We start from the raw sequence: 17,127 nt of genomic DNA, 5'->3' as shown, positions 1-17,127 counted from the left end.
CCTTCAAGGCGTTCTAAAAGGGTTTTTAATTGGGCTGCTGTATTTTGATCTAACATTGCTAACGTCTCCAAAGGAGTAATAATTTATTCGATGAAAGAATATTAAGTGAAATAGATAAATAGGTAAAACAGGTAGTTTTTATTTATTCAATCGGAAATTTAGATTAAATAGAAATTTCATCATTAATATCAAACTTATATCGGGCTAATAATGGAATTTTCAAGTGATCTAGCAGTATTGTGATAATTTTCAGTTAAGATGAATCTGCTTCAATCAAGTGAGTAAAATAATGGAACTTCAACGCGGAATTTATCAGCATTACAAAGGTCAATTATACCAGGTTCTGCATGTTGCCACGCATAGTGAGACTGAAGAAAAGCTGGTGGTTTATCAATGTCTATACGGTGACTATTCAATCTGGGTGCGTCCACTCAGCATGTTCACTGAGGTGATAACTTTAGATGACGACCGTGAATTAGAGCGCTTTAAACTAATCACAGCACTATAAAACCTAATCATTTGAATAAGAGAGTAGAGCGTGGAACACACAAATCATTTTCAAAACTATGTCTGTGAATTATATGCTCGCTTTAGTGCGCATGATGCTGGTCTGAGTGATCGGTTACAGCGCTATCGTAATATCGAACCTGCATCGGCGCAGTTTCTCTCTATACTTATTCGTGCACAACAGTCTAAATGTGTGCTTGAGATCGGAACATCTACAGGTTATTCCACTTTATGGTTGGCCGAAGCTTTATCAAGCACACAAGGTCGCATGGTGACTCTGGAAATTGATGCCGAGCGCTCGAAAGAAGCCCAGTTACATGCCCAATATTTAAAGCTGGACAGTTATATCGATTTTCAGGTAATAGATGCATTGGATTATTTACAATCCTGTCAGCAGCAGTTCGATTTTATTCTGCTGGATGCTGAGCGAGATGCTTATGTTGAATATTGGAGCTACCTGCCGCAATTGTTGCAACGGCAGGGTGGGTTACTTGTAGTGGATAATGTACTTTCTCATGCAGAGCAGGTAGCAGTTTTCAGGGCATTGGTCGATCTGGATAAGCGTTTTGTTTCTTCTACAGTGGATATCGGTGCAGGCTTACTCCTGATTACTTTTCAATAATAGTTTCGAGTAAATAGCCGGGTTTTAATCACTGTAAATTCGGGTAAAATTAAGATCATATTCCAGGTATTTTTTCACAAAGGCCGCCTTGTCATGACGCCTGAGTAAGTTGTCATAAATATATTCGGGCACTGGATGATAAAGCTCGGTTAAACCATTGTCATAGAAAATTTTAAGCTGGCGGCTTGAAGGATTATATTTCCAGGAAATTACTGTTAAAAGTAGAGCCATACTACACCTCCAATAGACAGGAAGATTTAGATTTAATTCTTATTGGTCTATCTCTTGAACTTAATTCAAGGGCACTAAGTTCTATATAGTTGCTTTGTAAATTTATTCTCTTTCTTAGCCTTTCCAAGATGATCAATTCAATCAATAGCTCAGGGTAAAATCTTCATCAAGAAACGATACATTTCAATTAAGCAAAAAATATGCAAAATCTGGATACCTGTTGCAAGAAAATGCTACAAAAAATTTAAGGTAGTCAAAAAAAACTGCTTTAAGATGAGGGGAAAACAAGAACGAAGCAGAGTTATTTCTACATGCAATTATTTAAGTGCTCCCACTGCCAGCAACCTGTTTATTTTGATAATAATTACTGTACTGCATGTCAACATCTGCTGGGGTTTGATAGCTCGACCATGTTGATGGTGGCTTTAGAATCCAATACAGATGGATCAATACTGACAGAACCAGATACACAGGCCAAATACCGTTATTGTGCTAATGCCGAGTATGCGGTGTGTAACTGGGTGATTCCGCAAGAAGATCCTCATGACTTCTGTCTGGCTTGTCGCCTGAATCGTGTGATTCCCAATTTAAATGAACCCCAGTATCGACTGCGTTGGCATAAAATTGAACTCGCAAAACATCGCCTGGTTTATTCTTTATTGCGCTGGAAGTTGCCGTTGCAGTCTCGGCAGGAAAATCCTGAATCTGGTTTAGCTTTTGATTTTAAGGCCAATCCAAATAGTCCGGATGAACCTAAAGTCATGACTGGACATGATAATGGAGTGATTACCCTTAATATTGCAGAAGCAGATGATGTCGAACGTGCCATGGAACGCAAGAATATGGAGGAGCTTTATCGCACTTTGCTTGGGCATTTTAGGCATGAAATTGGACATTATTACTGGGATGTACTGGTAGATAACACCGAATTTCTGGAGCCTTGCCGGCAACTGTTTGGGGACGAGCGCATGGACTATCAGGAAGCTTTAGATCGGCATTACCATCAAGGACCGCCCGCAGACTGGATGGAGCGTTATATTAGTACATATGCCACCATGCATCCTTGGGAGGACTGGGCCGAAACCTGGGCACACTATCTGCACATCGTCGATGTACTGGAAACTGCCGATTCCTTCGGCATGCAGATCCATCCACATGTAGTAGAAGAACGTGATGATCAGTTCATGACCTTGGTAAAGCGGATAAATCCTTATTACACCTGTAATTTTGATGAAATTTATCAGGCCTGGTTACCCGTAGCTTTTGCCATGAATAGCTTGAACCGCAGTATGGGGCAGGATGACTTTTATCCTTTCCTGATTAATCCGGTCGTGCAACAGAAATTGAAATTCATCCATGATGTGATTCAGACGACAGCTGGTGCACAGCGTAAAGTTGCCTGATACTGTTCAAATAAAAAAGCCACGCAAATGCGTGGCTTTTTTCAATCAGTGCAATCTAATACGGATTAGATTTTACCAACTAGGTCGATTGAAGGAGCAAGAGTCGCTTCGCCTTCTTTCCATTTAGCTGGGCAAACTTCGCCTGGGTGAGCGTGTACGTACTGAGCTGCTTTAACTTTACGAAGAAGTTCTTGAGCATCACGGCCGATACCACCAGCGTTGATTTCAACGATTTGGATTTTGCCTTCTGGATCGATAACGAAAGTACCACGGTCCGCAAGGCCGTCAGCTTCGATTAGAACTTCGAAGTTTTTAGAAAGAGTCCAAGTTGGATCGCCGATTAATGGGTACTGAATTTTACCAATTACGTCAGAAGTATCGTGCCAAGCTTTGTGAGTGAAGTGAGTGTCAGTAGAAACACCGTAGATTTCCACACCTAGTTTTTGGAATTCAGCGTAGTTGTCAGCAAGGTCACCAAGTTCAGTTGGGCAAACAAAAGTGAAGTCAGCTGGGTAGAAGAATACTACAGACCATTTGCCTTTAAGGTCAGCTTCAGTAACTTCAACAAATTGGCCATTGTGGAAAGCAGTTGCTTTAAATGGTTTAACTTCAGTATTAATCAAGCTCATCATTGTCTCCATGATTGAGGTTAGTCTTTAATTTTGAATAAGAGTATCGAACTTTGGGTCTTAGCTAAAATGGTATTTTTACATTACAAAAATCGGAAAAACCGAATTATGTAACTGACTGCCAGTTTACCCAAGTCATCTTTATGTACATTCGGCATAGCCAGAGCTGCCTGGATGACAAAACATGTTCGGTCATCAACCTGCATAAGAACATGATGTTTTACGCGACAAAATTCAAGGGTAAAGCTTAAAAAAATCTTATTTTTTTCAAATAAATTGATTTAATTTGAGAATATAAAGCCTTCGAAGCTCCTGATTTTATAAATATCTTGTAGTTTTGTGATATGTGAAAAGTAAATTGTATCAGTCGTAAGCAAAGGTGTCTTGTTTAAATAGCCTAAGCATTTTATAGCTTATTTTAAACTTCTGACGTGAAATGGATAGCTCTGGGTAGTGAGAGAAGCCTGAGCATTTATTTACTTGCTGGCAATATTTTAAAAATACGAATCAGCTCCAGATCGAGCGCAATGTAAATCATAGTTTTTAGTCACGCTGCAACAACCAAATTACGATCTAAGTGCGCATAAGTACATTGGGAAAATGCATGAAAGTGAGTAGAATAGTATGTTTTAGAATAGTTGTAGGGCGCTGACTTGGCTGCGAAAGGTTTAAATGTCGAAAACTGGGTGATGGCACGAGACCTCCACCGTTTAAATCGTTTACGTAAGGGTAAGGATGCCAATGAAAAACAATACCAAGAATTATTCGAAAAATCGCACTTAAAAGTTCTAGAACGTGTTGAACGTATTCCGAATATTAAGCTGAATCAGGATCTGCCGGTTACCCAGTACACTGACAAGCTAATTGCCGCGATTCAAAAGCATCAGGTGATTATTGTAGCCGGTGAAACCGGTTCTGGTAAAACTACACAGTTACCTCAAATTGCCATGCTGGCCGGACGTGGTCTGACCGGTCTGATTGGTCATACCCAGCCACGTCGTCTGGCTGCGCGTAGTGTATCGCAACGTATCGCAGAAGAAGTTGGGGAAAAGCTCGGCGAGTCAATTTCTTTTAAGGTTCGTTTTAATGAGCAGGGTTCGCAGGATTCTCTGGTTCGTTTGATGACGGACGGTATCTTGCTGGCTGAACTGGCCAATGACCGCTTCCTGACCAAATATGACACCATCATTATCGATGAAGCACATGAGCGTTCATTGAACATCGACTTTATCATGGGTTATCTAAAGCAGTTACTGCCACGTCGTAAAGATCTGAAGGTTATCATTACCTCAGCTACACTGGATGTAAACCGCTTTAGTAACTACTTTAATGGTGCACCAATCTTTGAAGTCGAAGGTCGTAGCTATCCGGTTGAACTGCGTTATCGTCCAATTTCGGAAATGACGATTGGCGGTAGTGATGACGACGAATTTGATGATTTTGAAGAAAACCTGCCACGTGCAGTCGTAGCCGCTGTAGAAGAATGTTTTCAGGATGCGCAAGAGAAAGGTCATCCTGAACATGCCGATATCCTGATTTTTGCCAGTACTGAACAGGAAATTCGTGAGCTTCAGGAGACTCTGATCAAGCATGGTCCACGACATACTGAAGTTTTACCGTTGTATGCGCGGCTGGCTTTAGCTGAACAGCAAAAAATCTTTAGTTCATCTGGTGGTGGTCGACGCATTATTATCGCGACCAACGTGGCGGAAACTGCACTGACAGTGCCGAACATCCGTTATGTAATTGATAGCGGTTTTGCCCGTATCTCGCGTTATAACTATCGCTCACGTGTACAGCGCCTGCCAATTGAAGCGATTTCCCAGGCCGCAGCGAATCAGCGTAAAGGTCGTTGTGGTCGTATTGCGCCGGGTGTGTGTATTCGCCTGTATTCAGAAGAAGACTTTTTAAGTCGTCCTGAGTTTACTGAGCCGGAAATCAAGCGAACTAACCTGGCATCAGTCATCTTGCAAATGCAGAGTCTGAAACTGGGTTCACTGGAAGAATTCGACTTTATTGAGCCACCGGATCACCGTTTGGTAAATGATGGTCGTAAGCTCTTAATTGAGCTTGGAGCAATGTCCGAGAAGAAAAATGAGCTGACCAAGATTGGTTATCAAATGGCAAAAATGCCGATTGATCCACGTCTGGCACGGATGATTCTCGGTGGAGCGCATTTCGGCGTTTTGAATGAAGTACTGGTGATTGTTGCTGCGCTGGCTGTCCAAGACCCACGTGAACGTCCAGCTGACAAGCAGATGCAGGCTGATCAAAAACACGCACTGTTCCGTGAAGCAGATTCAGATTTCCTGTTTTATATCAAACTATGGGAAACCCTGCACACCAATCGTGAAAATATGAGCGAGAACAAGCGCCGTACTTTTGCGCGGAATCATTTCCTCAGTTGGCTACGCTTACGTGAATGGAAGAAAACCCATGAACAGTTGGTTGACCTCGCTAAGGGCTTAAATCTGTCCTTTAATGAAAAAAAAGCCAGCTATGAAAATCTGCATCGTGCCTTATTAACCGGTCTGTTGTCTTTCATTGCCAACAAGACTGATGAGCGTAATGTGTTTATGGCGGTGCGTCAGCAGAAGGCGCGTGTATTTCCGGCTTCGACCTTGCATAAGACCAATACCCCCTGGGTAATGGCCTTTGAAATGGTAGAAACCTCACAGGTGTATTTACGGACGCTTGCCAAAATTGAGCCAGAATGGATTCTGCTCGCTGCACGTGATCTGGTGAAACACCATTACTTTGAACCGCACTGGTCTAAAAAAGCCGGCGTAGTAAATGCATATGACCAGATTTCACTGTTTGGTCTGATCATTGAACCTAAGCGTCAGATCAATTATGAAAAAGTAGATCAGGAAGCTGCACATGAAATCTTCCTGCGTGATGCCCTGACCACAGGTCATCTGGGAATTACGCCACCATTTTTGAAGCATAATCTGCTCAAGCTTGAAGAAGTGGAACGGGTTGAAGACAAGCTGCGCCGTCGTGATCTGGTAGTGGATGAAGAAACCATTTATCAGTTCTATGCTTCCAAAGTGCCGCCAGAAGTAGCAAGTCGCCGTAGTTTCGAAGACTGGCGTGCTACGGTAGAACCTCAAGATCCGCGATATCTGTTTATTGATGATGATGCATTATGGTTGAATGACCGTCCGACCACGCAGCAGTTCCCGGACTATTTGCGTAATGGTGAGTTACGTCTGGCAGCCAGTTATCGTTTTGACCCAAGCCATGATGAAGATGGCGCGACCGTTCGTATTCCGCTACAAGCCTTGCCTCAGGTAGATGAAAATCTCTGGTCTTGGGGGATTCCAGGCTGGCGTCAGGACCTGATCGAAGCTTTATTAAAAGCTTTACCAAAAGATAAACGACGTAATCTGGTACCAATTCCGGATACTGCACGTAAGTTAATGGCACGTATTGATGCGACTGATTTGCAGAAGCATATCTTTAGTTTTCTGGCATTCCAGTTGCGTGGTGAACAGATTACCGAAAAAGACTTTTCACTGGAACGCGTTGAGCAGTATCTGTTGCCTTTAATTAAGGTGATTGATGAGAAAGGCCGTGTCATTGAACAGGGCCGCGATCTGGAAGAGCTGAAAGCTCGTTGCCGTACTGAAACACATAGTCCAGTCAAACAGCTGAAAGGTGAATACAAAACTTTCCCGGAAAGCTTTGTATTTGAAGCTTCGCAAAAAGTGACAGGTGTGGTGGTGAAACAATACCAGGCTCTGGTACCCACTAAAGACTTTGCTGCCCTGGAACAGAAAGATGAATCTGGTGTGGTGATTCAGACCTTTAATGATCAGGCTGAAGCGTTTCGTCAGCATCGTGCCGGGGTAATCCGTCTGGTGCATATGCAGCTCGGTGATCTGATTCGCCAACTGAAAAAACAGATTTCTAAACCACTGGCATTGGCCTATTCACCCTTGGGTGATAAAGCTAAACTGGAACAAATGTTAGTTTATGCCACACTCCAGATGGCAATAAAAGAGCTTCCTGTCAATGTGCAAGAGTTCCAAAAGTTGTTAGAAGATGTAAAAAAATCTTTCCTGACTTATGGTCAAGCTGCTTTACAGGATATCACCGATATTTATACCCAGTGGCAGGAAATACGCCGGAAATTGTTGGTTTTAGACGGTTCTGTGTTTGGCAAGAACATTGATGACATTGAGGATCAGCTAGATTTGATGAATCTTTCTGACTTTGTTTATTCCGTACCGGCGGATGTCTGGATTGAATTTCCACGCTATCTCAAGGCACTGATTTTGCGTCTTGACCGTTTGCCAAATAATTTACAAAGGGATGATTCTGCCATTGATCAAATTGACCCTTGGATGGAAAAATTGTTCCAGTTTAAAAATGACGCTCGCCTGAAAGAACTGTATTTCATGGTTGAGGAATTGCGGATCTCTTTATTTTCACAACCGATGAAAACTAAAGCACCGGTTTCTCCGAATCGCCTACAAAAAGTATGGGATCGTCTTGGAATCAGTTAACATATAGGTAATTTCTAAAAGGAGTTTTACATGGGCATCCGCATTACAGGTACTGGTCTGTTTCATCCAACAGATTTCATTACCAATGAAGAGTTAGTTGAAAGTTTAAATGCTTATGTGGAACAGTATAACCTCGAGAATGCTGACAAAATCGCTGCGGGCGAAATTGAAGAATTGCGTGGTTCGAGTGCAGAATTTATTGAAAAAGCTTCTGGCATCAAACGCCGTTATGTCGCTGAGAAAACTGGTATTCTGGATCCAAAACGTCTTCGTCCTTTACTGCATGAACGTTCAAATGACGAATTGTCTATTCAGGCAGAGTGGGGCGTAGCTGCGGCGAAACAGGCGATGGATAATGCAGGTGTGACTGCAGAAGACATCGATGTTGTGATTCTGTCATGTTCGAATATTCAGCGTGCTTATCCAGCACTTGCAATTGAAATCCAGACCGCTTTGGGTATTCAAGGCTATGCATATGACATGAACGTGGCATGTTCTGCAGCGACTTTCGGGATTAAGCAGGCAGCTGATGCGATCAAGTCTGGTGCGCGCCGCGTATTAATGGTAAATGTTGAAATCACCTCTGGTCATACCGATTTCCGTTCACGTGACTGTCACTTCATCTTTGGTGATGTCGCTACTGCTTCAATCATTGAAGCAACTGAAACTAAAACCGGTTTCGAAATTGAAGATATTGAACTGTTCACCCAGTTCTCAAACAACATTCGCAATAACTTTGGTTACCTGAACCTAAGCGAAGTGGATGCTGATATCGATAACAACCGTTTCCGTCAGGACGGTCGTAAGGTATTTAAAGAAGTTTGTCCGCTGGTTGCGAAGATGATCACCAAGCAGCTGGAAAAGAACCAGATTGAACCGACCAATGTAAAACGTTTCTGGTTGCACCAGGCGAACGTGAACATGAATGAGCTGATTCTGAAACTGATCGTAGGTAAAGAACACGCAAAATCAGAACTGGTACCATTGATTTTGGACGAGTTTGCAAATACATCTTCAGCAGGTGTCATCATTGCATTGCACCGTACAGCAAATGAAGTAAATGACGGCGAATATGGGGTGTTATGTTCATTCGGTGCGGGCTACTCTGTAGGCTCAATCCTGGTGAAAAAGCACGTCGCTTAAGCGGGAGCAGACATCTTGCAGGTTAAGCATGATGCAGCCTGGATCAAACGCTTAAGCGGATTGTCCAAACTGTATTTTACGCCGACCTTTTTCGGTGCTGAGCACATTAATGCTTCGCGACCTGCAATGTATGTCGGTAATCATTCGATCTATGGGGTATTTGATTCACCCATGATTATTGATTACCTGTACAACGAACATAAAGTGGCTGTGGTCAGTATTGCGGACCACAGCCACTTTTATATTCCGCTCTGGCGTGAAATCTTCAGGAAGTTTGGCGCGATTGATGGTGTGCAGGAATATGTGCGTGAAGTTATGCGCCAAGGTTATTCGATTCTGGTCTTTCCGGGTGGAGGACGAGAAGTGCTGAAACGCGAAGGCGAGCAGTACCAGCTGATCTGGAAACAGCGTTATGGCTTCTTAAGGCTGGCGCAAGAATTTGACTACGATATCATACCGTTTGCTGCTCTGGGCGGTGATGAAATTTTCGAAATTGGCTTTGATGCCCGTCAGGTTGTAGAACATAAATACTTTCAGAAATTACTCAAAGTTTCAGCGCTCAATAAACTTTTGCGTAAAGGGGATGTCATTCCTTCCTTGCCGAAAAGTCTTTTTCCAAAACGGTTACCTTTCTATTTTCAGTTCCAGCCAGCTTTATCTGTCTCTCATATCCAAAGCCAAGAAGATATGACACTATTCCGTGATCAGATTCAGCAACAGATCTATCAGGCAATTGAAGAATTAAAAAATATCCGGGCATCCGAGCTATCACCTAAATCCTGAAAAATAAAAATGAACTGGGTTTAAATGCGGGCTATTTATCTGATTTATTTTATTTTGTGAATTATTTTTCTATATGAGCTATTTTACTGGTCTGTGTCAGATGACTTGAATATGCTTAAATGAGTTTATAGTCCATTTTAGGTGCGTGTATGGAACAGCAGAGTTTAGTACCGCAGTATCAGCAGCTCGCCAAGCAGTTGCTTCGTATTTCAGATTGCTTGCATGATATTTATCAGGATCAGTGGGACATTGTGGGGAATTTAAATGCCCAGAATATGTACAAGCTGGATCATGAAAGATATCGGATCGTCTTGGCAAATGGCCTGTTTCATATCCAGCTGCATACGCCTCAGCATATTCAGCAGGGCACAGCGCAGTTGCTGGCAGAACTACATTTTAGTGTGCAGTATCACAAGTCAGACACTCTGGAAGAGTTCTTTTTACAGGATATCCATTTCCTGACTGGTGATTTAAAACCCCAGCATTCCCTATTCTTGCGTGATAAAGCGCAACAGTTACGTAAGCTGCTGATCGAACAGGTCTATCAATGGGTCAATGGGCCTGCACGTGTGCTGAAATTCGTGCAGCAGCTTTCCGCTGTGCAGGCAGAAATCATTGATCATCTGATGAGAAGAGCGGGTCTGTATACCACGCCAGTAATGAGTGACTGTATCTTATACGGAAAAGAACCACCTCAAAACATCTTGCAGCAAATGCAGAAGATTTTTTCCTTAGAATATTTAGCGCCCGCTGACTTTCTTTCGATTCAGGGACTTATGCACAGTCTGGATGAATTCTGTTTTAGCGCAGCACAATTTTTGCATCCGGCAATCTACCGTATTATGAGTTTGTCCTTTGAGGAACGCTTTAATCTGCATGAACTGAATGATCATGTACACGATATTGAACTCCTGTTCAGGCACGCCTTGGAGCATAGCAATATGCTGGGTTTCGTGCGTTTGATGAATCGTGATACCTGGGGACGGGATGATCTGCTGAGCAAGAAGCATTTTCTGGAAAATAATCATCAGTTATGGCAGAAAAAAGTCGCGAAACTGCCGTTGTTTGACTGTAATCGGGCGATCAACTGGCTGTTCAAGCAGTCTGCTGAAGTGTTGGACTGGATTAGCACGAATATCCAGCACAGTAGTGTACGCGTTACAGTCACGGCGATCAGTTTTCTGAATACCCATCAGGTACATCCACAGGTGCTGCTGGCGACCTTGCAATATTTTCAATATGCTTCAGCGCGGTTATTTATTCATAGTGTGCATCAGCATGCCATACAGCATAAATGGTGCACTCATCCGAATAACAAATCCGTAGTATTAAAAGGAACACGTCAGGCGATTAATGACCACCGTATCGCTATCAGTCCGTCAATTCTGTATCTGGACGAGTGGATCGGCCTGATGCGCGAAGTAGTCAAGATGGATGATTGCACCACCAAGAAGGTATATATGGGTTTAAGCCGGGTCATGCAGGCCTATATGCAGCATTTACATAAAGCAACTTCTCATCTGCCTGAAGCGGTACAGCAATATATCCGGCCAGCTACTCAACAAAATCGCGATTTTTATACCGAGTTGCAGCGTTATCGGATTCAGTTGACTGAGTTTCGACAGCTGTTTTATCTGCAAGATGCCAATGTGCGCGAATCAATTTTTGACAGTTATGTACGTGACTATCTGGCAGAATATTTTGCTTTACATAAAAATATTCCAAAAAGTCTGACCTGGAAGGGCTTGTTTATTCAGGCGATTGCCTGGCATGACCAGATTCAGAAGCAGGAAATTATTGCCCGACTGAAAAAGGACTTTGCACTTAAGGACTGGAAAAGTGTGACGAATGAAGCACATTTCTATTATTTTGACTGGAAATTTGAAGAGCTAAAAAATATAGACCAGATTATTGAGGAAGCTCGGATTTTTCAGAACTGTCTGGCCGCCAGTTATGCACAGCGGATCATAGAAGGGGAATACGTTGCTTTTCATGTCAGTCATGCAGAATTATCTACGCCACTGCTCTTGGGTTGTCATATACACGATCAGGAAATTATTTTCGATCAGTTGGAATATCCCCATAACCAAAAAGCAGATCCGCAATATATCGATATGGCAATTCATTTCACCAGCTGGTTTAACAGACGACTGCATACGTCGTGTATAGATTCTGATTTGGACCTGAATACTTAACTTTTGCCGGAAAAGTCGTTAGGCTATAGCCGTTCTTTCACGGTATAGGTCATATGAAACAGGAAACTGCACTTAAGTTACTTAAAGCGGGCGAAAATGTATTTTTAACAGGCTCGGCTGGTGCAGGGAAAACCTATACCCTGAATCAATATATCAATTATTTGAAAGCACGTAAGGTATCTGTTGCGATTACAGCGTCTACAGGTATCGCGGCAACGCACATGAATGGCATGACCATTCATACCTGGGCCGGTATCGGGATTAAGGACTTCTTGTCAGAAGAAGACCTGAAGCGTATGAAAGAGCGCAAATATCTGAAAGAGCATCTGGAAAATGCTCAGGTACTGATTATTGATGAGATTTCTATGCTGCATGCCAAGCAGCTAAATCTGGTTAATCAGGTATTAAAGTATTTCAAAGAATCTGATGAAGCTTTTGGTGGCATTCAGGTGATTGTTGCTGGCGATTTCTTTCAGTTGCCTCCAGTGGGCAGAAATGATGAACGCAACCGGGATAAATTCTGCTTTATGTCAGATGCCTGGGTTGAAGCCAAATTTCGCGTTTGTTATCTGACTGAGCAGCACCGTCAGGGCAATGATTATCTAAATGATATTCTAAATGCGATCCGTGCACAGGCGATTGGTACAGAACATCGAAATGCCTTGCAAGGAACACGTCATCAGGAGATTGGCGACACTTATACGCGTCTGTATACGCATAATATGGATGTGGACAGTATCAACTTCCGGCATTTAAATGAAATTGATAATGAGCCGCGCCAGTTTGATGCCCAGTGCGACGGCAATGACAAGTTGATTGAAACGCTGAAATCTTCAGTGCGTGCGCCAGAAACCTTAACGCTGAAAAAGCATGCTAAAGTCATGTTTGTCAAAAACAACTTTGATCTGGGCTATATCAATGGCAGTTTGGGTGAAGTTATTGGTTTTGAAGAAGATGATGAATTTGGGGTATTGCCTAAAGTCAAACTCACAGATGGGACGACGTTGCTGGTTGAACCAGAAACCTGGTCAGTAGACAATGAAGCCGGTAAGACTATTGCCAGTTTCCAGCAAATTCCCTTACGTCTAGCATGGGCGATTACGATTCATAAATCACAGGGTATGACCTTGGAAGCTGCCGAAATTGACCTGAGTCATACTTTTGAAAAAGGTCAGGGCTATGTGGCACTTTCGCGTTTAAAAACTTTAGATGGTCTACGTCTAAAAGGTTTTAATGAGCAGGCATTGGAGCTGGATAGTCTGGCAATTAAGGCAGACCGCCGTTTTCAGGAGTTGTCGAGTGAAGCCGAAGAACACTTTGAAAATATTGATTTAACCAAGCAGCACAATGCCTTTATCCGTCATTGCGGCGGTACGCTGAATGAAACTGAAATTCAGCGTAATGAAAAAAAACTGGCGAAAAATGGCGGCAAGCAGAATTATGCTGCCGCAACGCTGGATGAAACGCGTGAACTGTTTGAAGAAGGTTATGATATTGCCGATATCGCCACTGAGCGTGGCTTAACACCAGCAACGATTATTAACCATTTAGGTCGACTGCATAAAGAGCAAGGTTTAGATATATCTGTCGCTCATCCAGGTGAGGAAGTGGTTGAACAAGTGCGTAAGATCTATAAACGTCTGACTAAGCGACAGGATACCGATCATTTCAATGATGATGGGTCTATTAAACTGCGTCCGATTGTCGAGTTAACCAGTCCGCGTATGGGCTATGATCAGGTGCGTTTGGCGCTATTGTTTGTTGAATAAGAAAAGCTATTTGATATAAAAAAACTTCTATGAGCGTGATGGATTTCTAGCTTGTAGGGTAATTGTAGTAATTATTATCATTTGCTTATTCTTAGTTAATAAGTTCAAGATTTGGCATGTTGTAATTACCTTACTTTTGACAGGCCATGAGAAACATCGTTTCGCAAGATAAAAGCCCTTTATTGATCTGACAGCATATCCTGAGCAAGCTTTAAGTACTGCTTTATAGCTTGCGCAAGGCAATCAATGTGCGACCTCAATGCCGCTATTCATATGATTTGATATCGAAATATTTTTAGAAATCCTGGGAGAATGGATGTTTGAGTTAGGGTTAACTAAATAGAAATTTTATTTCAAACTTATTGCGTACTAATCAATAATGATAAAATTCCTGCGGCAATTAACGGCCCGACTGGAACACCGCGTAATACTGCTACACCTGCTACTGTGCCTAATAATAGTCCGGCTACCACATCTGGCTGGTTGGACATCAGCTTCACTCCACGTCCTCCCAGCCAGGCGACAAAGACGCCAATGGCGATTGCCAGTAAAGACTTCCAGCTCAGGAAAGATTTGAGAATGCTTTCTCCTGAAATTTTGCCACTGGCAATCGGTGTCAGAACACCAATGGTCAGAATAATAATACCGATATTTAAACCGTGCGCCTGTACATAGGGTAATAAACTGCTGAGAGGCGTGATCTTTAAAACGATTAACACCGCTGCAGCAATGGTGACGGCACTATTATGACTAAAAATACCGCAAGCCAGTAAAACCAAAAGAACAATCAGATTTAGATCAAGTTGCGACATAAGTGGGAGAGATAGAGTGAAAAATAAAGTTATTGTAGAGCTTTTCAACGCATGATACCTAGAAAACAGCGGAAGAAAACAAAATCCTGATTGTTTCAGGATAGAATGCACAGGTCTTCACTCGATACAGGTATGAACAGATGCTTCTGGAAAAAATGTTGCAGTCACAAGGTTTTGGCTCGCGTAAGTATTGCCAGCAACTGGTCAAAAATGGCGCTGTGAGCATTCAGGGTGAAATCATTGATAATCCAAAGCATAAATTGGATCTGGATCAGCTAGAGTTCAATGTATATGACGATACTTATCAATATCGGGAAAAAGTCTATATTGCCTTAAACAAGCCACAAGGTTATGAGTGTTCACATCAGGCAACCCATCATTTTAGTGTCTTTGAGCTGTTTGATGATTTGCTCATGAATCGTGGAATCCAGTGTGTAGGTCGTTTAGACCAGGATACAACAGGCTTGCTGTTACTGACTGATGATGGTCAATTTTTACAGGCATTAACTCATCCTAAAAAGCATGTTGCCAAGGTTTACCAGATGGATACCGCAGACCCTGTTACGGATGAGCAGATCAAGCAGCTAGAACAAGGTGTTGAGCTACGTAATGAAAAAGGTATGTATGCTGCTACGGATGTCATTCGTCTGGAAGAAAAGCGCTTGCAAATGACAGTGCATCAAGGTGTTTATCATCAGGTGAAACGTATGCTGGCAGCTGTGGGGAATAAAGTTGAAAAACTGCATCGGGCTCAAATAGGTCAATTGACTTTGAATGATTTGCCAGAAGGTGAGTGGATTTATTTAACTGAAGATCAAGTGATTCAAGCTAAATACCGTGCCGAATAAGGCGCTGGATTTACTTGAGAAAACAATGAAAAGTGACAAATTCATCATCTCGCATAAATCCCATTGATTCATAGAGTTTATGCGATTGGTGGTTGTTTTTCTGGGTGTCCAGGCTAATACGCAGTGCATTTTCATGTCGGGCAAATAAAATAGCGGTATCAATCAGTTGTCGTGCAGCGCCATGACGGCGATACAGTGGAGTGATATACACATCATCCAGCACATAAAACTTTGAACAAGCTACTGAGGAAAATCTTAAATAAAGCAGAATAAATCCGGTAAAAATATCATCCTTGGTGTTGATAAAAATCACTGTTTGCTGGTCTTCAAATCGCTGTTTTAGAAACTGATAAGAAAGTTCCTGATTTGAGGAAGCTCCATAAAACTGGCGATATTCATCAAATAAAACTGAAAGCTGTTGTAGGTCTTCTTCCTGAGCACGTCGAACAAGCATTAATTACTCCATGTTTTATTATTATGTATTCATGGAGCATAACGAAGTTTGGGGAGGTGTAGCGTATGAAATTGTTTGAAAATGCGACAGTGTTAAATTTTGTCACTTTCACCCAGAATGGCATTCAGCTCTTCAAATAAATCAAAATGATCATCATCAGCATGTAGATCCAACGCTTCCTGTTCTGTAGTGTCTGCAATCAGGCCGGCAGTTACAGGTTTGGATTCACTTTGCTTCAGTTTGCGCAGCTTGATTAATTGTTCAAGGTTAATATTCTGATTTTCAATAGAGAAGGGGATGGATTTAGTCAGCACTACCTGTTTGAAAAACAAGCGGACTGCTTGAGCTGGTGTGATTCCCAATTGCTTAAATACGGCAAAGGCTTGTTTCTTTTCTTGAGAATCCAGGCGTATTTGGTAGACTTCAGTTTTTCTCATAATATATTCAAGACTTTAAAATACTTAACTTTTCGCATTCATTTTAATCCATTACATTTGAAATACAATCCTTATACGAATCAATTCTGAAAATAAATCGTAATGACAGCTACATTACAATGTCAGTACTTGCTCGGAAGAAAACTGCATCAGTTGCTGGGTAATAGGGTCAATGAACTGGATGTGTTTGGCCAATAACTGTAAGGGCGCAGAAAAATTATTATCTGCTTTATGTGCAACGCTAGGATAAAACGGATCATTCAGAATCGGTATACCCAAAAAGTTTAAGTGCACACGTAATTGGTGCTGCTTGCCAGTATGCGGTTTCAGTTCGTATTTGGCTAAATGATCTTTCTGTTCTAATAAGGTGATTTCGGTTTCACTATTAGGCTCACCTTCTAAAACCTGCATAGTATAGAAAGGTTGGCCTTTATCCATGCGTAAACGCACAATTTGCGGAAAGCGAAGTTCTTCACGATAACCTGCAATCGCATGATAGGTTTTCTGTACTTGGCGTGTTGCGAACAGCTGCTGATAAAGTCCACGCGATGCTACATTTTTAGAGATAAGCACTACGCCAGCCGTCTCCCGATCCAGTCGGTGAATCGGAGTTAGGTGCTCAATCCCGGTCTGTTTCTTTAGACGAACCAGCAGGGTTTCCTGTACATATTGTCCGGTCGGGCTCATGGTCAGAAAATGTGGTTTATCAATTACCATAAAATGTTCATTTTCGAACAGGATTTGGTGTTCGAAAGGAACATGCACTTCGTGTGCCAGAAAGCG

Annotated in this window: 15 protein-coding genes; 9 read left to right on the top strand and 6 right to left on the bottom strand. The window is 42.2% G+C overall.

The genetic code is table 11. The annotated features are described in order from the left end of the window. Positions 1-289 precede the first annotated feature (289 nt). Together B4033_RS08445 and B4033_RS08440 are read left to right on the top strand one after the other, a co-directional pair. A complete protein-coding gene (locus tag B4033_RS08445; protein ID WP_048881330.1) occupies positions 290-508 on the top strand; it encodes a DUF1653 domain-containing protein in 219 nt (72 codons plus the stop codon). A gap of 30 nt (positions 509-538) precedes the next feature. Next, positions 539-1,129 (top strand): O-methyltransferase, encoded by a 591-nt coding sequence (locus tag B4033_RS08440; protein WP_076753763.1) that lies wholly within the window; start codon positions 539-541, stop codon positions 1,127-1,129. Between the two features lie 24 nt (positions 1,130-1,153). Here B4033_RS08440 and B4033_RS08435 read toward each other — a convergent pair whose 3' ends face one another. Next, positions 1,154-1,360 carry a KTSC domain-containing protein gene (locus B4033_RS08435; RefSeq protein ID WP_004892722.1) on the bottom strand — a complete coding sequence of 69 codons (207 nt, stop codon included), beginning with the start codon at positions 1,358-1,360 and terminating at the stop codon, positions 1,154-1,156. A 311-nt stretch (positions 1,361-1,671) separates the two neighbouring features. Here B4033_RS08435 and B4033_RS08430 point away from each other — a divergent pair, with 311 nt between their 5' ends. Then, the gene (locus tag B4033_RS08430; protein WP_278364709.1) at positions 1,672-2,763 is read left to right on the top strand and encodes a zinc-binding metallopeptidase family protein; all 1,092 of its coding nucleotides are present in this window, start codon (positions 1,672-1,674) and stop codon (positions 2,761-2,763) included. 65 nt (positions 2,764-2,828) lie between these two features. Here B4033_RS08430 and ahpC read toward each other — a convergent pair whose 3' ends face one another. Then, on the bottom strand, positions 2,829-3,392 hold the full coding sequence (gene ahpC / locus B4033_RS08425) for an alkyl hydroperoxide reductase subunit C (protein WP_004815527.1): 564 nt from the start codon (positions 3,390-3,392) through the stop codon (positions 2,829-2,831). 689 nt (positions 3,393-4,081) lie between these two features. On the opposite strand from ahpC, the gene hrpA reads away from it, so the two are divergent. The 5 genes from hrpA (at position 4,082) to B4033_RS08400 (ending at position 13,793) form a co-directional block, all read left to right on the top strand. Then, positions 4,082-7,903, top strand: coding sequence for an ATP-dependent RNA helicase HrpA (gene hrpA, locus B4033_RS08420; protein WP_286833168.1), 3,822 nt, complete (start codon positions 4,082-4,084; stop codon positions 7,901-7,903). Positions 7,904-7,933: 30 nt separating this feature from the next. Then, complete coding sequence (locus B4033_RS08415) at positions 7,934-9,046, top strand: beta-ketoacyl-ACP synthase III (RefSeq protein ID WP_286833162.1); 1,113 nt, start codon at positions 7,934-7,936, stop codon at positions 9,044-9,046. Positions 9,047-9,061: 15 nt separating this feature from the next. Further along, positions 9,062-9,829, top strand: a complete 768-nt coding sequence (locus B4033_RS08410; RefSeq protein WP_286833159.1) for a lysophospholipid acyltransferase family protein — start codon at positions 9,062-9,064, stop codon at positions 9,827-9,829. A 149-nt stretch (positions 9,830-9,978) separates the two neighbouring features. After that, positions 9,979-12,024, top strand: a complete 2,046-nt coding sequence (locus B4033_RS08405; protein ID WP_286833158.1) for a hypothetical protein — start codon at positions 9,979-9,981, stop codon at positions 12,022-12,024. 53 nt (positions 12,025-12,077) lie between these two features. Then, positions 12,078-13,793, top strand: coding sequence for an AAA family ATPase (locus B4033_RS08400; RefSeq protein WP_004815536.1), 1,716 nt, complete (start codon positions 12,078-12,080; stop codon positions 13,791-13,793). A 359-nt stretch (positions 13,794-14,152) separates the two neighbouring features. Here B4033_RS08400 and B4033_RS08395 read toward each other — a convergent pair whose 3' ends face one another. Further along, positions 14,153-14,605 carry a DUF441 domain-containing protein gene (locus B4033_RS08395; RefSeq protein ID WP_004645490.1) on the bottom strand — a complete coding sequence of 151 codons (453 nt, stop codon included), beginning with the start codon at positions 14,603-14,605 and terminating at the stop codon, positions 14,153-14,155. A 140-nt stretch (positions 14,606-14,745) separates the two neighbouring features. On the opposite strand from B4033_RS08395, the gene B4033_RS08390 reads away from it, so the two are divergent. Beyond that, positions 14,746-15,453 carry a pseudouridine synthase gene (locus B4033_RS08390; RefSeq protein WP_076753757.1) on the top strand — a complete coding sequence of 236 codons (708 nt, stop codon included), beginning with the start codon at positions 14,746-14,748 and terminating at the stop codon, positions 15,451-15,453. Positions 15,454-15,463: 10 nt separating this feature from the next. On the opposite strand, the gene B4033_RS08385 is transcribed toward B4033_RS08390, so the two are convergent. From B4033_RS08385 to B4033_RS08375, 3 genes are all read right to left on the bottom strand, one after another. Further along, complete coding sequence (locus tag B4033_RS08385) at positions 15,464-15,907, bottom strand: GNAT family N-acetyltransferase (protein ID WP_286833154.1); 444 nt, start codon at positions 15,905-15,907, stop codon at positions 15,464-15,466. Between the two features lie 92 nt (positions 15,908-15,999). After that, positions 16,000-16,344 carry a type II toxin-antitoxin system RelB/DinJ family antitoxin gene (locus tag B4033_RS08380; RefSeq protein ID WP_180185077.1) on the bottom strand — a complete coding sequence of 115 codons (345 nt, stop codon included), beginning with the start codon at positions 16,342-16,344 and terminating at the stop codon, positions 16,000-16,002. A 114-nt stretch (positions 16,345-16,458) separates the two neighbouring features. After that, positions 16,459-17,127 (bottom strand): pseudouridine synthase (locus tag B4033_RS08375; RefSeq protein WP_286833152.1); only part of this gene is annotated, 669 nt, incomplete at its 5' end.

Source organism: Acinetobacter sp. UBA3132 (genome assembly GCF_002364825.1).
Classification (GTDB): Bacteria; Pseudomonadota; Gammaproteobacteria; order Pseudomonadales; family Moraxellaceae; genus Acinetobacter; species Acinetobacter schindleri.
Note: the sequence above shows the minus strand (reverse complement) of the source record. Positions and strands in the feature narration are given on the sequence as shown.

Coding starts and splice junctions, on each gene's coding strand:
- hrpA (WP_286833168.1), top strand. CDS start 4,082: ATGGCACGAGACCTCCACCGTTTAAATCGTTTACGTAAGGGTAAGGAT.
- B4033_RS08400 (WP_004815536.1), top strand. CDS start 12,078: ATGAAACAGGAAACTGCACTTAAGTTACTTAAAGCGGGCGAAAATGTA.
- B4033_RS08415 (WP_286833162.1), top strand. CDS start 7,934: ATGGGCATCCGCATTACAGGTACTGGTCTGTTTCATCCAACAGATTTC.
- B4033_RS08445 (WP_048881330.1), top strand. CDS start 290: ATGGAACTTCAACGCGGAATTTATCAGCATTACAAAGGTCAATTATAC.
- B4033_RS08385 (WP_286833154.1), bottom strand. CDS start 15,907: ATGCTTGTTCGACGTGCTCAGGAAGAAGACCTACAACAGCTTTCAGTT.
- B4033_RS08395 (WP_004645490.1), bottom strand. CDS start 14,605: ATGTCGCAACTTGATCTAAATCTGATTGTTCTTTTGGTTTTACTGGCT.
- ahpC (WP_004815527.1), bottom strand. CDS start 3,392: ATGAGCTTGATTAATACTGAAGTTAAACCATTTAAAGCAACTGCTTTC.
- B4033_RS08430 (WP_278364709.1), top strand. CDS start 1,672: ATGCAATTATTTAAGTGCTCCCACTGCCAGCAACCTGTTTATTTTGAT.
- B4033_RS08435 (WP_004892722.1), bottom strand. CDS start 1,360: ATGGCTCTACTTTTAACAGTAATTTCCTGGAAATATAATCCTTCAAGC.
- B4033_RS08380 (WP_180185077.1), bottom strand. CDS start 16,344: ATGAGAAAAACTGAAGTCTACCAAATACGCCTGGATTCTCAAGAAAAG.
- B4033_RS08405 (WP_286833158.1), top strand. CDS start 9,979: ATGGAACAGCAGAGTTTAGTACCGCAGTATCAGCAGCTCGCCAAGCAG.
- B4033_RS08390 (WP_076753757.1), top strand. CDS start 14,746: ATGCTTCTGGAAAAAATGTTGCAGTCACAAGGTTTTGGCTCGCGTAAG.